This is a genomic window from Cytobacillus sp. BC1816 (genome assembly GCF_051353635.1).
Classification (GTDB): Bacteria; Bacillota; Bacilli; order Bacillales; family Cytobacillaceae; genus Cytobacillus; species Cytobacillus oceanisediminis_C.
In genome coordinates this window covers 1,868,934-1,886,627 of the sequence record NZ_CP195611.1, presented here as the reverse complement: position 1 = coordinate 1,886,627, position 17,694 = coordinate 1,868,934, and the positions used below count along the sequence as shown (strand labels likewise).

The 17,694-nt window shown below is 41.7% G+C and carries 14 protein-coding genes; all 14 read right to left on the bottom strand.

Annotation, left to right across the window (positions count from 1 at the left end; translation table 11 throughout):
• Nucleotides 1-27: 27 nt before the first annotated feature.
• The gene (gene rimP / locus ACR42H_RS09880) at nucleotides 28-495 is read right to left on the bottom strand and encodes a ribosome maturation factor RimP (RefSeq protein ID WP_009330707.1); all 468 of its coding nucleotides are present in this window, start codon (nucleotides 493-495) and stop codon (nucleotides 28-30) included.
• A 442-nt stretch (nucleotides 496-937) separates the two neighbouring features.
• The gene (locus tag ACR42H_RS09875; RefSeq protein WP_436375816.1) at nucleotides 938-5,248 is read right to left on the bottom strand and encodes a PolC-type DNA polymerase III; all 4,311 of its coding nucleotides are present in this window, start codon (nucleotides 5,246-5,248) and stop codon (nucleotides 938-940) included.
• Between the two features lie 377 nt (nucleotides 5,249-5,625).
• Nucleotides 5,626-7,329: a proline--tRNA ligase gene (locus ACR42H_RS09870; RefSeq protein ID WP_436375814.1), complete on the bottom strand. Its 1,704-nt coding sequence runs from the start codon at nucleotides 7,327-7,329 to the stop codon at nucleotides 5,626-5,628.
• 131 nt (nucleotides 7,330-7,460) lie between these two features.
• Nucleotides 7,461-8,723 (bottom strand): RIP metalloprotease RseP, encoded by a 1,263-nt coding sequence (rseP, locus tag ACR42H_RS09865; protein ID WP_113881975.1) that lies wholly within the window; start codon nucleotides 8,721-8,723, stop codon nucleotides 7,461-7,463.
• A gap of 81 nt (nucleotides 8,724-8,804) precedes the next feature.
• Entirely contained in the window at nucleotides 8,805-9,947 is a 1,143-nt protein-coding gene (locus ACR42H_RS09860; RefSeq protein ID WP_113881974.1) for a 1-deoxy-D-xylulose-5-phosphate reductoisomerase, read from the bottom strand.
• A gap of 131 nt (nucleotides 9,948-10,078) precedes the next feature.
• Complete coding sequence (locus ACR42H_RS09855) at nucleotides 10,079-10,873, bottom strand: phosphatidate cytidylyltransferase (protein ID WP_113881973.1); 795 nt, start codon at nucleotides 10,871-10,873, stop codon at nucleotides 10,079-10,081.
• Nucleotides 10,874-10,890: 17 nt separating this feature from the next.
• Nucleotides 10,891-11,670 (bottom strand): isoprenyl transferase, encoded by a 780-nt coding sequence (locus ACR42H_RS09850; RefSeq protein WP_009330713.1) that lies wholly within the window; start codon nucleotides 11,668-11,670, stop codon nucleotides 10,891-10,893.
• A gap of 348 nt (nucleotides 11,671-12,018) precedes the next feature.
• Nucleotides 12,019-12,576: a ribosome recycling factor gene (gene frr, locus ACR42H_RS09845; protein ID WP_113881972.1), complete on the bottom strand. Its 558-nt coding sequence runs from the start codon at nucleotides 12,574-12,576 to the stop codon at nucleotides 12,019-12,021.
• Nucleotides 12,576-13,301 (bottom strand): UMP kinase, encoded by a 726-nt coding sequence (gene pyrH / locus ACR42H_RS09840; protein WP_113881971.1) that lies wholly within the window; start codon nucleotides 13,299-13,301, stop codon nucleotides 12,576-12,578. The genes frr and pyrH overlap by 1 nt, the downstream gene beginning before the upstream one ends.
• A 119-nt stretch (nucleotides 13,302-13,420) precedes the next feature.
• The gene (gene tsf / locus ACR42H_RS09835) at nucleotides 13,421-14,302 is read right to left on the bottom strand and encodes a translation elongation factor Ts (RefSeq protein ID WP_009330719.1); all 882 of its coding nucleotides are present in this window, start codon (nucleotides 14,300-14,302) and stop codon (nucleotides 13,421-13,423) included.
• A gap of 190 nt (nucleotides 14,303-14,492) precedes the next feature.
• Entirely contained in the window at nucleotides 14,493-15,194 is a 702-nt protein-coding gene (gene rpsB / locus ACR42H_RS09830; RefSeq protein ID WP_009330721.1) for a 30S ribosomal protein S2, read from the bottom strand.
• A 147-nt stretch (nucleotides 15,195-15,341) separates the two neighbouring features.
• Entirely contained in the window at nucleotides 15,342-15,941 is a 600-nt protein-coding gene (locus ACR42H_RS09825; RefSeq protein ID WP_436375809.1) for a DUF6115 domain-containing protein, read from the bottom strand.
• 9 nt (nucleotides 15,942-15,950) lie between these two features.
• Nucleotides 15,951-16,262, bottom strand: coding sequence for a hypothetical protein (locus tag ACR42H_RS09820; protein WP_113881969.1), 312 nt, complete (start codon nucleotides 16,260-16,262; stop codon nucleotides 15,951-15,953).
• Between the two features lie 6 nt (nucleotides 16,263-16,268).
• Entirely contained in the window at nucleotides 16,269-17,690 is a 1,422-nt protein-coding gene (locus ACR42H_RS09815) for a FapA family protein (protein ID WP_113881968.1), read from the bottom strand.
• Nucleotides 17,691-17,694 lie beyond the last annotated feature (4 nt).

The following is a 17,694-nucleotide window of genomic DNA, read 5'->3' as shown; positions in this document are numbered from 1 at the left end:
AATAAGCAAGCCCGCAATCAGCAGTCATTAGAAAACAACGGCTAAACGGGCATTCGCTACCTTCTCATAAGGAATTTCGATCCTTTTCTTCCTTGTTTTAATCGTCACTTCAACCGTAACGGTCTCCCCATCAAATTGGGTTAACACACCTTCGAACGTCTTTTCTCCATCAATCGGCTCGTATGTTTTTATGAAAACATTCTTGCCGACTGCCTTAACAAAATCACTGTCTTTCTTTAGAGGGCGTTCAGCTCCCGGCGATGAAACTTCCAAGAAATAGTTGTAAGGAATCGGATCTTCAGCATCAAGCTTTTCACTTAGCCTTTCACTGACAGTTCCGCATTCCTCGATATCAACACCAGTTTCTTTATCAATAAATACGCGAAGGAACCAGTCTTTCCCTTCTTTTACATATTCAATGTCGACTAATTCTAAATTAAGTTCATCCACAATAGGGGTGACCAGTTGTTCCACCGTTTCAGTCACTTTGCTCATTCATTTCCCTCCTTTTTACTGGATTCTTAGCTCTTGTTTTACAAAAGTTTTATTTTGATATACAGGAAGACTTTTCGGATATATTGTTGTTTTTCATCTATCTATATTGTCCGCTGATTTCCGCTTCAGGCTGCTCATCGAACCTCGGGGCGGGCGGTGAGCAGCCCAGGCGCTTCACGCCTGCCGGATCTCACCTGTCCCGCATGAGTTTTCGCTCTTCCGCTACAATCAACTCAGCAATTAATATACAAAAAGCAACAAAACTTACGAAAACAATCTTCAGGAAAAAACCGTACACAACACGAAAGAGTGGGTTGCCCCACTCTTCCTTTTGCGAGAGTTATTCTTAGTATTTCCAATAAAACTATACCATAACCAATTTTTTTATGCAAATGGAATAGCTGTCAGCAGAAGGGATTGGAACATTTGGCTGCCCTCTTTTTTAGAATAGGGAAAGCTGATTTTGTTCCGGAAGGGATTCCAGGCAGCCGTGGTTATCCAGATACTCGATAATTGTCTTGGACACTTTTCCGCGCTGCTGCAAATCTTCTTTGGATAGGAATTCTCCTTCTTCTCTTGCTTTAACAATATTAAAAGCTGCGTTTGTACCCAATCCAGGAATGGAATTAAACGGCGGGATCAAAGAATTTCCATCAATGATAAACTCATTTGCGCTAGAGCGGTATAAGTCCACCTTTTGGAAATTAAAGCCCCTTTCGTTCATTTCCAAAGCCAGCTCCATTACGGTTAATAGATTTTTTTCTTTCGTAGAAGCATCAAGTCCCTTTGCATTTATTTCCTCGATGAGCGCACGTATCGCATGGGACCCTTTAACCATGGCATCAACGTCAAAGTCCTCTGCACGGACAGTGAAGTATGCTGCATAGTAAAGAAGCGGATGGTGCACTTTAAAATATGCAATCCGGACTGCCATTAATACGTAGGCAGCCGCATGAGCTTTAGGGAACATGTATTTAATCTTTTTACAGGAATCAATATACCATTCCGGCACTTCATTCTTTCTCATTTCAGCTTCCATTTCATCGCTCAGGCCTTTACCCTTACGAACCGATTCCATAATTTTAAAAGCAAAAGCAGGCTCAAGCCCCTGATAGATTAAATAAACCATAATATCATCGCGGCAACCGATTACTTCACTTAAGTTACAAATCTTATTATGGATTAATTCCTGGGCATTTCCGAGCCAAACATCCGTACCATGAGAAAGACCCGAAATCTGGACAAGTTCTGAGAAAGTGGTCGGCTTTGTATCTTCAAGCATCTGGCGGACAAAGCGGGTACCAAATTCCGGTATGCCAAGTGTTCCAGTTTTACACATGATTTGCTCTTCTGTCACACCAAGCGATTCCGGCCCGCTAAAAATTTTCATTACTTCAGGGTCATCTGTCGGAATCGTTTTTGGATCAACACCGCTAAGATCCTGAAGCATCCTTATGACGGTTGGGTCATCGTGCCCCAGTATATCGAGTTTTAATAGATTATCGTGAATTGAATGGAAGTCAAAATGAGTCGTTTTCCATTCAGATGTCCGGTCGTCAGCTGGGAACTGAATAGGCGAAAAATCATAAATATCCATGTAATCCGGCACAACAATAATACCGCCAGGGTGCTGTCCGGTTGTCCGCTTTACCCCTGTGCAGCCGGAAGCAAGCCTGTCAATTTCGGCACCTCTGATTTGAAGATTATTATCCTGCTGGTATGCTTTGACGTAACCATAAGCTGTTTTGTCTGCCACAGTACCGATTGTTCCTGCACGGTATACATATTCCTCCCCGAATAGCACCTTTGTATAGTTATGGGCCCTCGGCTGGTATTCCCCCGAAAAGTTCAAGTCAATATCGGGAACCTTATCTCCCTTGAAACCAAGGAACGTTTCGAACGGGATATCATGTCCATCTTTCTTATATTTTGCTCCGCAGTTCGGACAGTCTTTATCAGGCAGGTCAAAACCGGAGCCGACTGAACCGTCATTGAAAAACTCGGATGTCTTGCATTCCGGGCAAACGTAATGAGGAGGCAGCGGATTTACCTCAGTTATTTCGGTCATCGTCGCAACAAAAGAGGAGCCGACTGATCCACGGGAACCAACAAGATAGCCATCATCCAGTGATCTTTTTACAAGCTTATGAGAGATCAGATAGATAACCGCAAACCCATGCCCGATAATACTCTTAAGTTCTTTTTCAAGTCGGGCTTCAACGATCTCAGGCAGCGGATCACCATAGATTTTCCTTGCCATGCCGTAACTCATGCTGCGCATTTCTTCATCTGCGCCTTCAATTTTCGGCGTATACAAATCATCTTTAATCGGCTTAATTTCTTCAATCATATCCGCTATTCTGTTCGTATTCTCTACCACAATTTCCTTCGCTTTGTCTTTGCCAAGGAATGAAAAAGCGTCAAGCATTTCATTAGTAGTCCTGAAGTGAACATCCGGGAGCTGATGGCGATTCAGAGGATTTGCGCCTCCCTGTGAATTAACAAGGATTTTTCGATAGATTTTATCATTTGGATTCAGGTAGTGTACATTGCCGGTCGCGACTACCGGCAGATCGAGTTTATCCCCCAGCTTTACAATATTGCCGATAATCTCTTCCAGCGCTTTTTCATCTCTTACAAGTTCAAGCTCCAAAAGGTGTGCATAGACAGCTTTTGGGTGAACTTCAAGATAATCATAGAATTGCGCTGTATCTTCCACTTCATCTGGAGATTTCTGCATCATGCCTTCAAAAACTTCGCCCTTGTCGCATCCCGATCCAACCAGAATTCCTGCACGATGCTTTTGCAGGACTGACCTCGGAATGCGGGGCACTCTGTAAAAGTATTCAAGATGTGAAATAGATACGAGTTTAAAGATATTTTTCAAGCCTTCTTCTGTTTGTGCAAGCAGGGTGCAATGCGCTGGCCTTGCACGCTGATAGGCATTTCCCTGACCCATATTATCATTGAACTGATCATGATATTCGATTCCTTTTCCATCTGCATGCTTAAGCATTTTAAGCAGCAGATAACCCGTAGCTTCCGCGTCATATATGGCACGATGATGCTGGGTGAGTTCAACGTCGAACTTTTTGGCAAGCGTGTTCAGACGATGATTTTTCATGTCCGGATATAAAAAGCGTGCGAGTTCAAGAGTATCTATTACAGGATTAGGGGCTTTGCCTATACCCATTTTTTTATAGCCTACATTTAGGAATCCCATGTCGAAAGAAGCATTATGGGCTACTAAAATAGCATCTCCTGCCCATTCATGGAACTTCTTCAGAACCTCTTCCACTTCTGGTGCATTCTCCACCAGATCATCGGTGATTCCTGTCAGATTGATCGTTGTTGCCGACAAAGAGTGATGAGGGTTTGCAAAGGATTCAAACCGATCAATGATTTCACCATCATGAATTTTAACCGCGGCAAGCTCAATGATCGTATCATATACAGCTGATAAGCCTGTTGTCTCAACGTCAAATACAACATAGGTATCTTCAGTAAGCTTGCGATGCGCATCATTATAGGCAATCGGCACACCATCATCCACAAGGTTCGCTTCTATTCCGTATAAGATCTTTATATCATTCTTTTTCCCGGCACCATAGGCTTCAGGGAATGATTGAGCAACAGCATGGTCTGTAATGGCAATAGCTTTGTGTCCCCACTTTTTCGCCTGTGAAACCAGTGCACTGACAGATGAAACTGCATCCATTTGGCTCATCGGTGTATGAAGATGAAGTTCAACCCTTTTTTCTTCAGCAGGTGATGTATCCTGTCTTTGAATAGGTTTAATTTCATTGATATCGTTCCCGATCATTACCAGGTCACGTACAAATGTATCGTTTTGTATGCTGCCTCGGACTTTTAGCCACATACCTTTTTGAACATGCTGAAATAAAGCAGCATCCTCTTTGTCCCGCGAGAACATTTTTACAAGAATGGAGCTGGTATAATCAGTAATTTTGAAAGTTAAGAGTGTCCGGCCGCTGCGGAGTTCTCTCGTTTCAGCAGCAAATACATAGCCTTCAACGGCTATTCGGCGCTCTTCATCAACTATATCAATCAATTTGCGGTAATCTGCATCGTCTTTAATGGTAAGACCGATTGTAAGCGGCCCCTGAGGTACTGAAGGATCTGCTGATTCAGCTTCTGCTTCTTTCTTCTGCATCTCGATTGCTGCCTGGAGACCGCGCTCCTGGTCTTCTTTGCGTTTGGCCTCCATGAATTTTTCATATTCTTCATTGGATCCTTCAGAAGATACCTCAGTATCAACTGTTAAGGCCGGAAAGCCAAAAACTTGAAAAACATCCGAAATAATGCCGGCATACTTCTTCTTGATAGACAATCCTTCCAATTCATTTCGGACCTTGATGACAAGTTTGTTTCCCTGAACAGAAGGAACCTGTTCATTCAGAAGCTTAATGAGCGGGGGCGCCATCCCATCCATTTCTTTGATGCAGTTGTGCCAGTATTCAAGAACAAGCTGTTCAGTAAAATCCTGATTTTTCACAGATATGCTGTAGGAAATTTCTGCAATATGGGAAAATGTCTTTTCCAGCTGATCTGTGAAGCGGCTATATACACTGCAAGGTACAATCTTTGGAAAAGCAAAATAAAAATGCCATTTCCGTGACTGCCTTTCGACTATGACCCTTTCGATTTGGGCATCATGAAAGTGCTGCACAAAGGCATCTTCAGTTAGCTGCATCTGCTGGAGCAAGAGCTGAAATCTAGAAGGTTCGCTCATCTTTCTCTCTCCCATCTAATAAACATGGTTTATTTGTTAACTTCTATTATTTATAGTTGTTTTTGCTTAAGAATTCTGTCCGTTGATTTCAGCACGGGGCACTTGCTTTCCGCGGGGAGAGATGAGAGCCTCCTCATCTTCGCCTGCGGGGTCTCTCACTTCCCTTGCTTCCCGCAGGAGTCAAGTGCCCTCCGCTACAATCAACTGAGTATTAAAATAAGTTTCACCGTTTTAACACAGAGTAAACTCCATCACAATTAAGAAATTAGACAGACGGACTTAATTATAACATATCAAATCAGATATTTATTGAAAAAACGGATTCCATTTTGGAACCCGTTTTTTCGTCTAAATCAAAAGGAACACTGCCCATATTCTTATAGTGCAGACATCATTTCAGCGATTTTATCTGCTAGCTGATCTTTGTGAATTTCATGCATTTCACCTGTTTTCCTAACTTTCACTTCCACGATGCCTTCTGAAGCTTTTTTGCCCACAGTTATGCGGATTGGCAAACCGATTAGGTCGGAATCTGCAAATTTGACTCCGGGACGCTCCTGACGGTCATCCATTAATACTTCATAGCGATCCCTCTTTAACATAGTATATAATTCCTCAGCAACCGCAGCCTGAGCTTCGTCTTTCATGTTAATAGGAATGAGATGCAAGTCGAATGGAGCCAGTGAGCGCGGCCAGATAAAGCCGTTCTCATCGTTGAACTGTTCAGCAACGGCAGCCATAGTGCGGGAAACTCCAATGCCATAGCAGCCCATAATCATTGGCTGTGTTCTGCCATTTTCATCTAAATAAGTCGCTTCCATCGCCTCACTGTAGCGGGTGCCCAGCTTAAAAATATGTCCAACTTCAATTCCTTTGGCAAATTGAATCGTTCCTTGTCCATCTGGTGAAGGGTCGCCCTCTTTAATGAAACGAAGATCTGCATATCGGGTTACGTTGAAATCACGTTCTGGGTTAGCATTGACATAGTGAATTCCTTCTTCATTTGCACCGCATACACCATGCACAATGGCTTCCACTGCATGATCTGCAATGATATCAATATCGTTCACCCCAATAGGTCCCAGTGAACCAACAGCACAGCCGAGAATGTTCTTAGTTTCTTCGGCATCAGCAAGCTCCACGGCAGCGGCTTCAAGCAGATTTTTAAGCTTGATGTCATTTACTTCATGGTCGCCGCGGACAAGTACGAGAACATATTTTTCATCAGCTTTAAAAAGAAGCGTCTTTATGCACTGCTCTTTAGCCACGTTTAGGAAAGTTGAAACTTCTTCAATTGTTTTTTGGTTTTCTGTTGCTGCCTTTTCCAGTTCCTGAGGTTCCTCATTTCTCTTTGAGTATTGCGCAAGGACTGGGGCCATTTCAATATTGGCAGCGTATTCGGAAGCATCTGAGTAAGCGATAGTATCTTCTCCTACTTCCGAAAGAACCATGAACTCATGTGTATCTTTACCGCCCATTGCACCCGAGTCAGCAATGACAGCTCTGAAATTCAGGCCGCAGCGTCTGAACACATTAGAATAAGCTGTAAAAAGTTTATCATACATTTCATCAAGGCTTTCTTGATTTGAGTGAAATGAATAAGCATCCTTCATGATAAACTCACGCCCGCGAAGAAGCCCAAAACGGGGTCGCTTCTCATCTCGGAACTTTGTCTGAATCTGATAAAGAGCCATTGGTAATTTCTTATATGATTTTACGGCATCACGAACCAGGCTGGTAATCACTTCTTCATGAGTGGCACCCAGAGCGAATTCTCGCTCATGGCGATCCTTCATTCTCATCAGTTCAGGTCCGTATGTATACCAGCGCCCGGATTCCTGCCATAGTTCAGCCTGCTGAAGCGCTGGCATCAGAAGCTCGACAGCCCCTGCATTATCCATTTCTTCTCTGATAATCGCTTCAACCTTTTGCAGAACTTTTTTCGCTAAAGGCATATAGCTATAAATTCCGCTTGCATTCTGGCGGATAAAACCAGCCCTAAGCAATAATTGATGGCTTCTGGTTTCGGCATCTGCAGGGACTTCTTTTAATGTAGGAATAAGCGTCATGCTCTGTTTCATTTATTTGCACCTCAATTAAAAATATGTATTGAATCTGCTTTCTCAACAAAAGAAGGGTCTCCCGGTCTTCAGAAAAAGCTAATAGCTTCCTAAAGACCAGACCCTTCTTCTTCATGCAGCTCTGCTAAGTTTTACAGGAAAAATCTCTGAATATCATTCCAAGTGACCACGAGCATTAATAGCATTAAAAGGGCAAATCCAATAAAGTGGACCATCCCCTCTTTATGGCGGTCAATCGGCTTCCCTCTTACAGCTTCAACAGCAAAGAACATTAATCTTCCGCCATCAAGAGCCGGAATTGGAAGCAGGTTCATAATTCCCAGATTTATGCTTAGGATGCCTGCCCATTTCATTAAGTAATAGATGCCTGACTTGGCTACCGTATCTGTTGAAACATAAATACCTACCGGGCCAGATAATGCATCGATTGAAAATTGTCCAGTGACAAGCTTGCCTAGCATGACAAAAATCTCTTTAGTCCAGAAATAGGTTTCCTTAGCTCCATAGGTTATGGCCTTTAAAGGTGATTTCTCCATTGGACTATATACACCAATGATTCCAATCTTTTCGCCTTCAACATCCTGAACCTTCGGAGTAACCGGTATTGTATGTTCCTGGCCGTTTCTTTCCACCAAAAACTCCAATTCTTCACTTGGGTTTTGTCTAATGATTTCTACCACATCTGACCAGCTTGAAATTTCTGCTCCATCAACACTTTGAACCAAATCGCCTTCCTTAAGCCCAGCTTCATAAGCTGCACCATCAGGGGTGAGTTTGCCCAGTGCAGGTTCATTAGTTGGAATCCCCTGCAATAAGGCTATTAGAACAAAAACGATAAAGGCAAGAACAAAATTCATCATAGGGCCTGCGAATATCGCCATTGTTCTCTGGCCCAATGTCTTTGATGCAAATTGACGGTCATATGGGGCAATGAGCGTCTCTGTTCCATCCTCAACCAGCACAGCTGAACGGCTGATTTTAAAAATTTGGATTGACTCTTCCTCTTCACCCTCAACATACCCTTTTATTTCAAGGGCATGCTCAATATCAGCATCTTCAACTTCAACTATTCTTGCATCTGGATATTTATCTTTATTGTTTAAAATAATTTTGCTTACTTCCTCGTTGTCATCAAGAATCAGGCCGATACGGTAGCCAGGTTTTATTTCCACCATCTCGGGATCTTCACCGGCCATGCGCACAAACCCGCCTATTGGCAATAGACGAATGGTATAAACTGTTTCATCTTTTTTAAAGGAAAACACTTTAGGGCCAAATCCAATAGCGAACTCGCGGCAGAGAATTCCTGCTCTTTTTGCAAATATTAAATGTCCCAGTTCATGGAAAAATACCAGTGCCCCGAAAATAACAATAAAGGCTATTACTGTACTCAAGTTTTAACCACCTTTTTTTAGAGGTTGTTCAAATGTACTGTGTGAGTGTATTGAATTTATTACTGCCATTTGAACGCAAGCTTATAGAAGCGAGTTAACATATTTCCTTGTCTCCAAATCTGTTGCCTGGATCTCATCAAGACTTGGATTTGAGATAATGTCATGGCTGCCCAGTGCTCTTTCTATGAAATCTTCTATTTGCAGGAAAGTAATCTTTCCATCTAAGAATGCAGCAACAGCAGCTTCATTTGCTGCATTTAATACAGCTGGCATTGATCCGCCAGCTTTTCCTGCTTCATAGGCAAACTTTAGGCAGCGAAAGCGTTCAAAGTCCATTTCTGCAAAATGGAGCTTGCCAATTTCAGCAAGATTCAGCCGGTTTGCTGTTCGGAGCGGGAGCCTGTCAGGATAAGTTAAAGCATACTGAATAGGTACTCTCATATCCGGGGTGCCTAGCTGTGCGATTACACTGCTGTCATGAAATTCTACCATGGAATGGATAATGCTTTCTTTATGAAGAAGGACGTCAATTTTACTGTAATCCATGGAGAAAAGCCAATGTGCTTCAATTACTTCAAGCCCCTTATTCATCATAGTAGCAGAATCGATGGTGATTTTAGCTCCCATTGACCAATTCGGATGATTAAGCGCCTCTTCAACTGTCACATTTTCTAATTCCTTGCGGGATCGGTCTCTGAAGCTTCCTCCAGAAGCTGTCAAAAGGAGCCTTTCAATATTTTTCTCTTTTTCCCCCTGCAGAGATTGAAAAATTGCTGAATGTTCACTGTCTACAGGAAGAAGCATCACACCGTTTCGCTTTGCTGCTTCCATGACCAGATGGCCGGCAGTCACAAGGGTTTCCTTATTTGCGATGGCGATTGTCTTCTTTTCCTCAATCGCCTGCAATGTGGAATCAAGTCCTACGCTGCCTAAAACTGCATTAACCAGTATTTCAGATTTTGGATAAACAGCTACTTCTATCAAACCTTCATGTCCATATGTAAATGTTATGCCGGGAAACTCAGCTTTAAGAATATCTGCAGAACTTTTTTCTGATAGTGAGACAAGTTCTGGCTGGAAGTCAGAGATAATTTTCCGGGCAAGGTCTATATTTCTGCCTGCAGACATGGCTGCTAGCTTAAATTCCTCTGGGTGTTCCTTAATGATATCAAGGGTCTGTGTCCCAATCGACCCTGTTGCACCCATTAAACTGATATGTTTCATAGTCTCCTCCTATAAGAAAAGCGGAAGCGCCTTGCCCACCCCCTAATATCGGTTTAATACCACTAGGGGACAGGCGCTGGAGCTAGACAGTTATCTATTAATCAAATGTGCACTATTCTTTGGCCATCAGCTTACAGCAAGTGAAAAAAGTGGAGCAATGGCAGGACAAATAATAAGCTGTCAAAGCGGTCCAGAATCCCGCCATGACCAGGCAGAATATTTCCAGAGTCTTTTACATTATAATGACGCTTTAATGCTGATTCCACTAAATCCCCTATTTGCCCGAACACTGACAAGATTGCTGTAATCACTAATAATCCCAGCATGGACTCATCAATATCTGTGAAGAGTATAAATAATGCCGCCACGGCAAGAGCACAGACTACACCACCAATTGACCCTTCCACAGTCTTATTCGGGCTGATTTCAGGCCAAAGCTTTTTCTTCCCCATTGCTTTCCCTATGAAGTAGGCACCTGAATCTGTTGCCCAAATAAGAAATAATGCAAAAAAGAGATATGTCAGACCCTGATCTGCGAAGCGGGTCTCCATAAAATAGTAAAACCCAATGCCAACATATAAAGTAGACATAATCGAAAAAGCCACATCATCAAAATTAAATTTATTTTTTGCTGCAACAGTATACGTTAGGAAAAGAAGTACCCCAAAAAGAGCTACCTCAATTTTTGTATAATTCAAATCATCCAGGATAGACTGAAATTCTTTAGGCAAAAGGAAAATCCACAATAATAGTAAAGAAATAATGCCTGGAATCGAGAATAAACTTAAATTCCTCATTTTCAATAATTCATAAAGTGCAATTGATGCCAGCAAGTATGCCAGGATGATGATTGGCATGCCTCCATATATAATGACTGGCAGGAGGACTGCACCAAATATAATTGCTGTGATAATACGCTGCTTCATTCAATTTTTCAACACCTTTATTGTACTCCCCCAAAACGCCTTTGGCGGCTTTGGAATACTTCGATTGCTTCGAGCATTTGCTCTTCATTAAAATCCGGCCACAATACATCCGTAAACCAGAATTCTGTATAAGCAAGCTGCCAAAGCATAAAATTGCTTAATCTGATTTCACCACTTGTACGAATCAGCAGATCAGGATCCTGCAGTCCGCCCGTCATGAGGTAGGATGAGAATTTTTCTTCATTCAATTCATTTTCATCCATTATACCACTTTTGCAATCATTTAAGACATGCTTGACAGCTTCTAGTATTTCGGCTCTGCTTCCATAATTAAGTGCAAAGTTCAACACCAGGCCCGTGTTATTTTTTGTCTCTTCCATCGCTTTGGAAACTGCATTTCTGGTATGAGCAGGCAAGTGATCAAAATAACCAATCATTCTTACTTGCACATTCTCTTCTACCAGCTCTGGCAGGAAAGTTCCCAGAAATTCCTCAGGCAGTTTCATAAGAAAGTCCACTTCCATTTTAGGCCTTTTCCAATTTTCAGTAGAGAATGCATATAGAGTTAAGGTCTTTACTCCAATATCGCTTGCAAATCTAGTGATTTTTCGGACAACCTTCATTCCCTCATGATGGCCGGCAACTCTTGGAAGAGCTCTTTTTTTTGCCCATCTTCCATTTCCATCCATAATGATGGCCACATGCTCAGGAATTTGCAATTCTTTTATTTTTTCAACTCTCTCTCGGAGATCGGAAGAACTGTTTTGGGACTTCCATAACTTCATTTTATCAAACATAAGTCTGCTCCTTTAAAATAGGTTAATCCTCCGATAAAAGATAAGTGAAACTTCAATCAGCAGGGGCTTTATCCCAGATGATTGATAGCTGATATTCATTCATAGTATCTTTTAGAGATTATTCTAATGGTAAATTATGATATTGCCTCTTTCCGCATGATAATATCATACCAAAAATAAAAAAATATATCTCTAAAAAAGTATGTTACCAGAAACTAAATTCAGGATAGGAATACTGGCTTCTATGCATATTTCAGCGAAGTCAGCGTGCAAATACACAATCTGTTTATGCAGCTCCCAAAGAGTAAAAGAACCCCCTATTGATAGAGGGTTCTCAGTATAGAGTCATTAAACTGCAAGAATTTCTTTCTCTTTTTCTTTTGTTAATTCGTCAATCTTACTGATGTGATCATCAGTAAGTTTTTGAATGTCATCAGAAAAACCGCGAAGGTCATCTTCTGTAATATCTCCATTTTTTTCAAGCTTTTTAAGGTCATCATTGGCATCGCGGCGAACATTGCGGATAGCAACTTTTGCGTCTTCCGATTCTTTTTTGACAACCTTCACGAGCTCTCTGCGGCGTTCTTCAGTAAGCTGAGGAATAGCCAATCTGATAACACTGCCGTCATTAGACGGATTTAAGCCGATATCAGATTTAAGGATGGCTTTTTCAATTTCTCCAAGAATGGATTTGTCATAAGGAGTAACGACTAAAAGGCGCGCTTCTGGAGCAGACACCCCGGCTAGCTGATTTACAGGAGTCGGCGCACCATAGTAATCAACAGTAATGCGATCAAGCAATGAAGCATTTGCTTTACCTGCTCGGATGCTCGCAAGCTCCCTTGTGTAAGCTGAAATTGCTTTGGTCATTCTTTCTTTTGCATCTGCAATAACTTGTTTCGGCATTATTTTTTCCCCCTGACGATTGTTCCGATTGTTTCACCCATTACGGCGCGGTTAATATTGCCTTTTTCCATAATTGAGAACACAATTAATGGAATGTTGTTATCCATGCATAAAGATGAAGCTGTAGAATCCATGACAGCCAATCCTTCTTTCAAAACATCAAGATAGGAAAGCTCATCATATTTTTTAGCATTTTTATCAATGCGAGGGTCAGCTGAATAGACGCCATCCACATTGTTTTTCGCCATAAGAATTACTTCTGCTTCAATTTCCGCAGCTCGCAATGCTGCAGTTGTATCAGTAGAGAAGTAAGGATTTCCGGTTCCTGCAGCAAAGATCACAACCCGCTTTTTCTCAAGATGGCGGATGGCTCTTCTGCGGATGTACGGCTCAGCGACCTGCCTCATCTCTATTGAGGTTTGAACTCTAGTCTCCACACCGAGATTCTCGAGGCTATCCTGCAGCGCCAATGAGTTCATGACAGTAGCAAGCATTCCCATATAGTCGGCATTTGCCCTGTCCATACCCATTTCTTCTCCGATCTTTCCGCGCCAGATGTTTCCGCCGCCGACAACGACAGCAACCTCAACATCTAATGCGGCCAGATCCTTAACTTGTGCAGCAATTGATTTAATCACTGAAGGATTAATTCCGAAACCTTGCTCTCCTGCTAAAGCTTCTCCACTTAATTTCAAGACCACGCGTTTGTATTTAGGGCTGCTCATAAGAACCTCCATATGTAGTATAAAAACTCACCATTGCTTTTTAATTTTATCTCATTCTTGAAAAACAGGGAACACAAAGTGTTCCCTGAATCATAGCTGAATTAATTAATATTTAAAAATTACTTCTTAACTTGGTTCATTACTTCTTCAGCAAAGTTGTCTTCACGCTTTTCAATGCCTTCTCCAACTTCGTAGCGAACGAACTCACGGATTTTTCCGCCTTTAGATTCAACGAATTTGCCTACCTTTTGATCAGGGTTTTTAACAAAAGCCTGGTCGTTTACGCACACATCTTCGAAATATTTGCCAAGGCGTCCTTCAACCATCTTAGCAACGATATTCTCAGGCTTGCCTTCGTTAAGAGCTTGCTGAGTCAATACTTGACGCTCGCGCTCTACCTCATCCTGTGATACTTCATCACGAGATACATATTTAGGGTTTAGGGCAGCAATATGCATTGCAACATCTTTCGCTGCATCTTCGTCAGTTGTTCCTTCAAGAACTGTTAGCACACCAATGCGTCCGCCCATGTGAAGGTAAGCACCGAAAGCATCGCTGTCAGTTTTTGTTTTGATTTCGAAGCGGCGAAGAGAAAGCTTTTCTCCGATTTTAGCAATCGCACTGTTGATGTGAGATTCTAGAGTTGCACCGTTTGCCATTGTCTGGCCAGCAGCTTCTTCAACAGAAGCCGGCTTTACAGAAAGCAAATGTTCTGCGATTTCTTTAACAAGAGTTTGGAACCCTTCGTTCTTAGCAACGAAATCTGTTTCAGAGTTTACTTCAAGGATAACAGCTTCGTTTCCGTCTACTTTAACAGAAGTAAGACCTTCTGCAGCAATACGGTCACCTTTCTTAGCAGCTTTAGCGATTCCTTTTTCACGAAGGAAGTCGATTGCTTTTTCCATATCACCTTCAGTTTCCTGAAGTGCTTTTTTACAGTCCATCATGCCTGCGCCTGTTTTTTCACGAAGTTCTTTAACCATTTGAGCAGTAATTGCCATTATGAGATCCTCCTTAATGAGTTATGTAATAATATCTTTACCATTTAAAGCTGTATAGAAAACTAAACATTGCCTTTTCTTTAAAAAAAGGTGATAAAGGGTGCTCCCTCTTATCACCTTCTTTTAAATCAAGAAAAAAGCACCTTAGAGCAGTAGAGCTCCAGCGCTCCAAGGCGCCTCCGCTTTTCTATTAAGCAGTTGTAACTTCTTCGCCTTGTTTAGCTTCAAGGATAGCATCTGCCATTTTGCCTGTTAACAATTTAACAGCGCGGATAGCATCGTCGTTTGCAGGAATTACAACATCAATTTCATCCGGGTCACAGTTAGTGTCAACGATACCAACGATAGGGATGTTTAATTTATGTGCTTCTGCAACAGCAATGCGCTCTTTGCGCGGGTCAATAATGAATAGAGCATCTGGAAGGCTCTTCATGTCTTTGATTCCGCCTAAGAACTTCTCTAAGCGCTCTTGCTCTTTCTTCAATTGAACAACTTCTTTTTTAGGAAGAACTTCGAAAGTTCCGTCTTCAGACATTCTTTCGATATCCTTTAAACGCGCAATACGCTTTTGGATTGTTTCAAAGTTTGTTAAAGTTCCGCCCAACCAGCGCTGGTTCACATAGAACATACCAGAACGGATTGCTTCTTCTTTAACAGAATCTTGAGCTTGTTTCTTAGTTCCTACGAAAAGGATTGTACCGCCGTTTCCAGCAAGCTCCTTAACGAAGTTATAAGCTTCTTCTACCTTCTTAACAGTCTTTTGAAGGTCGATGATGTAGATGCCGTTACGCTCAGTGAAGATATATTTCTTCATCTTAGGGTTCCAGCGGCGAGTCTGGTGTCCGAAGTGTACACCAGCTTCAAGCAATTGCTTCATTGAAATTACTGACATTTGTGTTTCCTCCTAATGGTTTTTATTTCCTCCGCCCATATCATTTTCAGCCGGCAACTGCATTTGAACAGCACCATCCGGCTAAATCCATAAGCGTGTGTATTAACACCATTTGTTAATATAGCATAAGTGTTTTTCACAATCAAGCTATTCTTGCTGATTTTGACGAAATTTAAGCATTAACTCGATTTCTGTCTTCCCTTTTCCTAATTTTTTTGCAATATCCTCCACATTCAGTCCCTGTTTTTTCATCATAAACACTTGATCTTCTATTGATAAGGTGTTCTCTGCTTTAGCACTCTGACTGCTATCTGATTGCGTTAGAGATTCAGTTTCCTTTAAAGATGCTAAACCTTCTGGTTCATTCATCTCTTCCTCTGAAGCCCTTAAATTCTTTTTGTATGCTTTAGATGCCTGGTAGACGGATGCTCTGGCAAATCGCAATGATTTCTCATCAGAATCAGCTGTATTTTCAGCATTTTTTCTTTCCGTATTTAGCCGGATACTTTTTTCTTTTTCAGATGATTGATTTTTAGCATTTATCTGCGAAAATTTGTTAATAAAGTCATCGTTTTCTTCCTTCATTTGAATAAGGTAAGAAGATATGACGTCTTCCATTTCAACAAGCACTTTTTCCTGGTTTTTCTCTGCTTCCATTAACTTATTCTGACGCAGAAACAGCAAAATAATGGCTAAAAACGCTACAATATTCAGCAGCAGGCTAATAGCTAATAGAAAAGCTGTCATGATATCCCTCTATCCGCTGTAGTCAATAACCTTCCCTTTGTACGGATGGTTCTGTTTGTCATTGCTTTCTTTTTTCTGATTTTCTTTCCGATCATGTCCACCGGCCTCTTTTTGGCTTTCGCTGTCATCATTGCCAAGATTGACATTTTGTTTTTGCTCATGTTTGATCACGGTCTTCCGCTGCTTCTCAGCATTTTCCCGTGTACTCTCGGCAGCAAACCCGCTGATTGTCTGTCCCCTCTGCTGAAGCTGTTCCTGGATTTTACCTGCGTCAAACGTTCTCGGCAATGCTATCTGCAGTTCTATTGATTTTAAACTCATCCCGGATCACTTCCTTAATAAAGGATCGTCTCTCCCTGCTTCTAAAGGATTACTTCTTATTTCTCCCTTTGAAAAATGGAACTTTAAAGATTTGACTGTCTGGCGAATCACTTTTGAATATTTTCCAAAATGCATAGAAGTGTTTGGATAGACTTTCCCATAAATAACGATCGAAGCTTTCATTTTCTCATCTTTTTCTTTTTCCAGTTCGGAAAGCTCTTCATTTATTTTGGTCAATTTAACCTGCAAATGAGCTTTTGTGGCCCTTTGTTTAAGAATAATGATTCTTTGTTCTTCCGACAGCTTTCCTGTAAGTCTTGCCATTTCTGTCAGTCTTTCATCAATACTATCCAGTTTTTTGATTGTTTCCTGCAGTTTGGCTGATTGGTTTAGGAGATCTTTTTCGGCCTTATCCAAATTGGAGACCATCCCTGCAAAAAGCTCCGTTTTAGTAAATAGGTGATTGCCCAGCTCTTTAATCTCTATATCAGAGCCGGATAGAAGCTTACCTCCGATGACCAATGCGCCGCTTGACCTGATCGCTCCGCCAGCATGAACATAACTGTGGAGGATTGATTTTGCTATAATTACGTCCTGTTCAGCCTTCACTTTTGCCTGATTTAGATAAGCTGCCTGAACAGAGCCTCCCGATATAACCGAACCCTTATGACTGCCGGAGATTCCGCCAGAAATAAGGACATTGCCATCCGCCTGCAGGAAAGACCCTTCCACCAGACCGGTAACAATGATGTCTCCTCCAGATTTAATTTCATAACCGGCAGGAACATTCCCGCGTATCATAACATTCCCCACAAAATTTATATTCCCTGTTTTTAAGTCAAGGTCGCCGTTCACTTCAAACACCGGATTTACAGAGATGCTTTCTGGTGTAAAACTAACCTGACCGTCCAATAGCGAATAATATTTGCCGCCATTTACTAATACATTCTTTCCTGCTTTGACTCTTAAAGGTTTTCCATTCTTTGCTGGTATGGACTCTCCTAATATATCTTTACCAGGAGCACCCGGGGTAGAAGGAATAACAGATGCAAGGAGCTGTCCTTGTTTAACAGACGGAATATGGAGAACATCTCTAAAATTAAAACCCTTTCTCCTCGTTTGCTGGTTAAAAGTGACTTCATTTAACAGATATGCATCACTGCCATTTTCTGCAGGAACTCCTTTTGCTAATAGAATGGGATATTCTACTGAGAAAGGATCTCTGCAGATTCTCTGGATTACTTCTTCGCTCACACCAAATGTGATTTTTTCGTCAGCAAGCAGTTTGTACAAATCTTCAGGGTGGACGGCTCTATCCAGCTTATTAATATCTGACGGCTGAATCAATGCAGCTAACCGTTGACCATCGACTAAAATTTGAAATTGGTTTTCCATGCTGATTCCTTTCTGTGCAGAAAGAAATGACATTAGA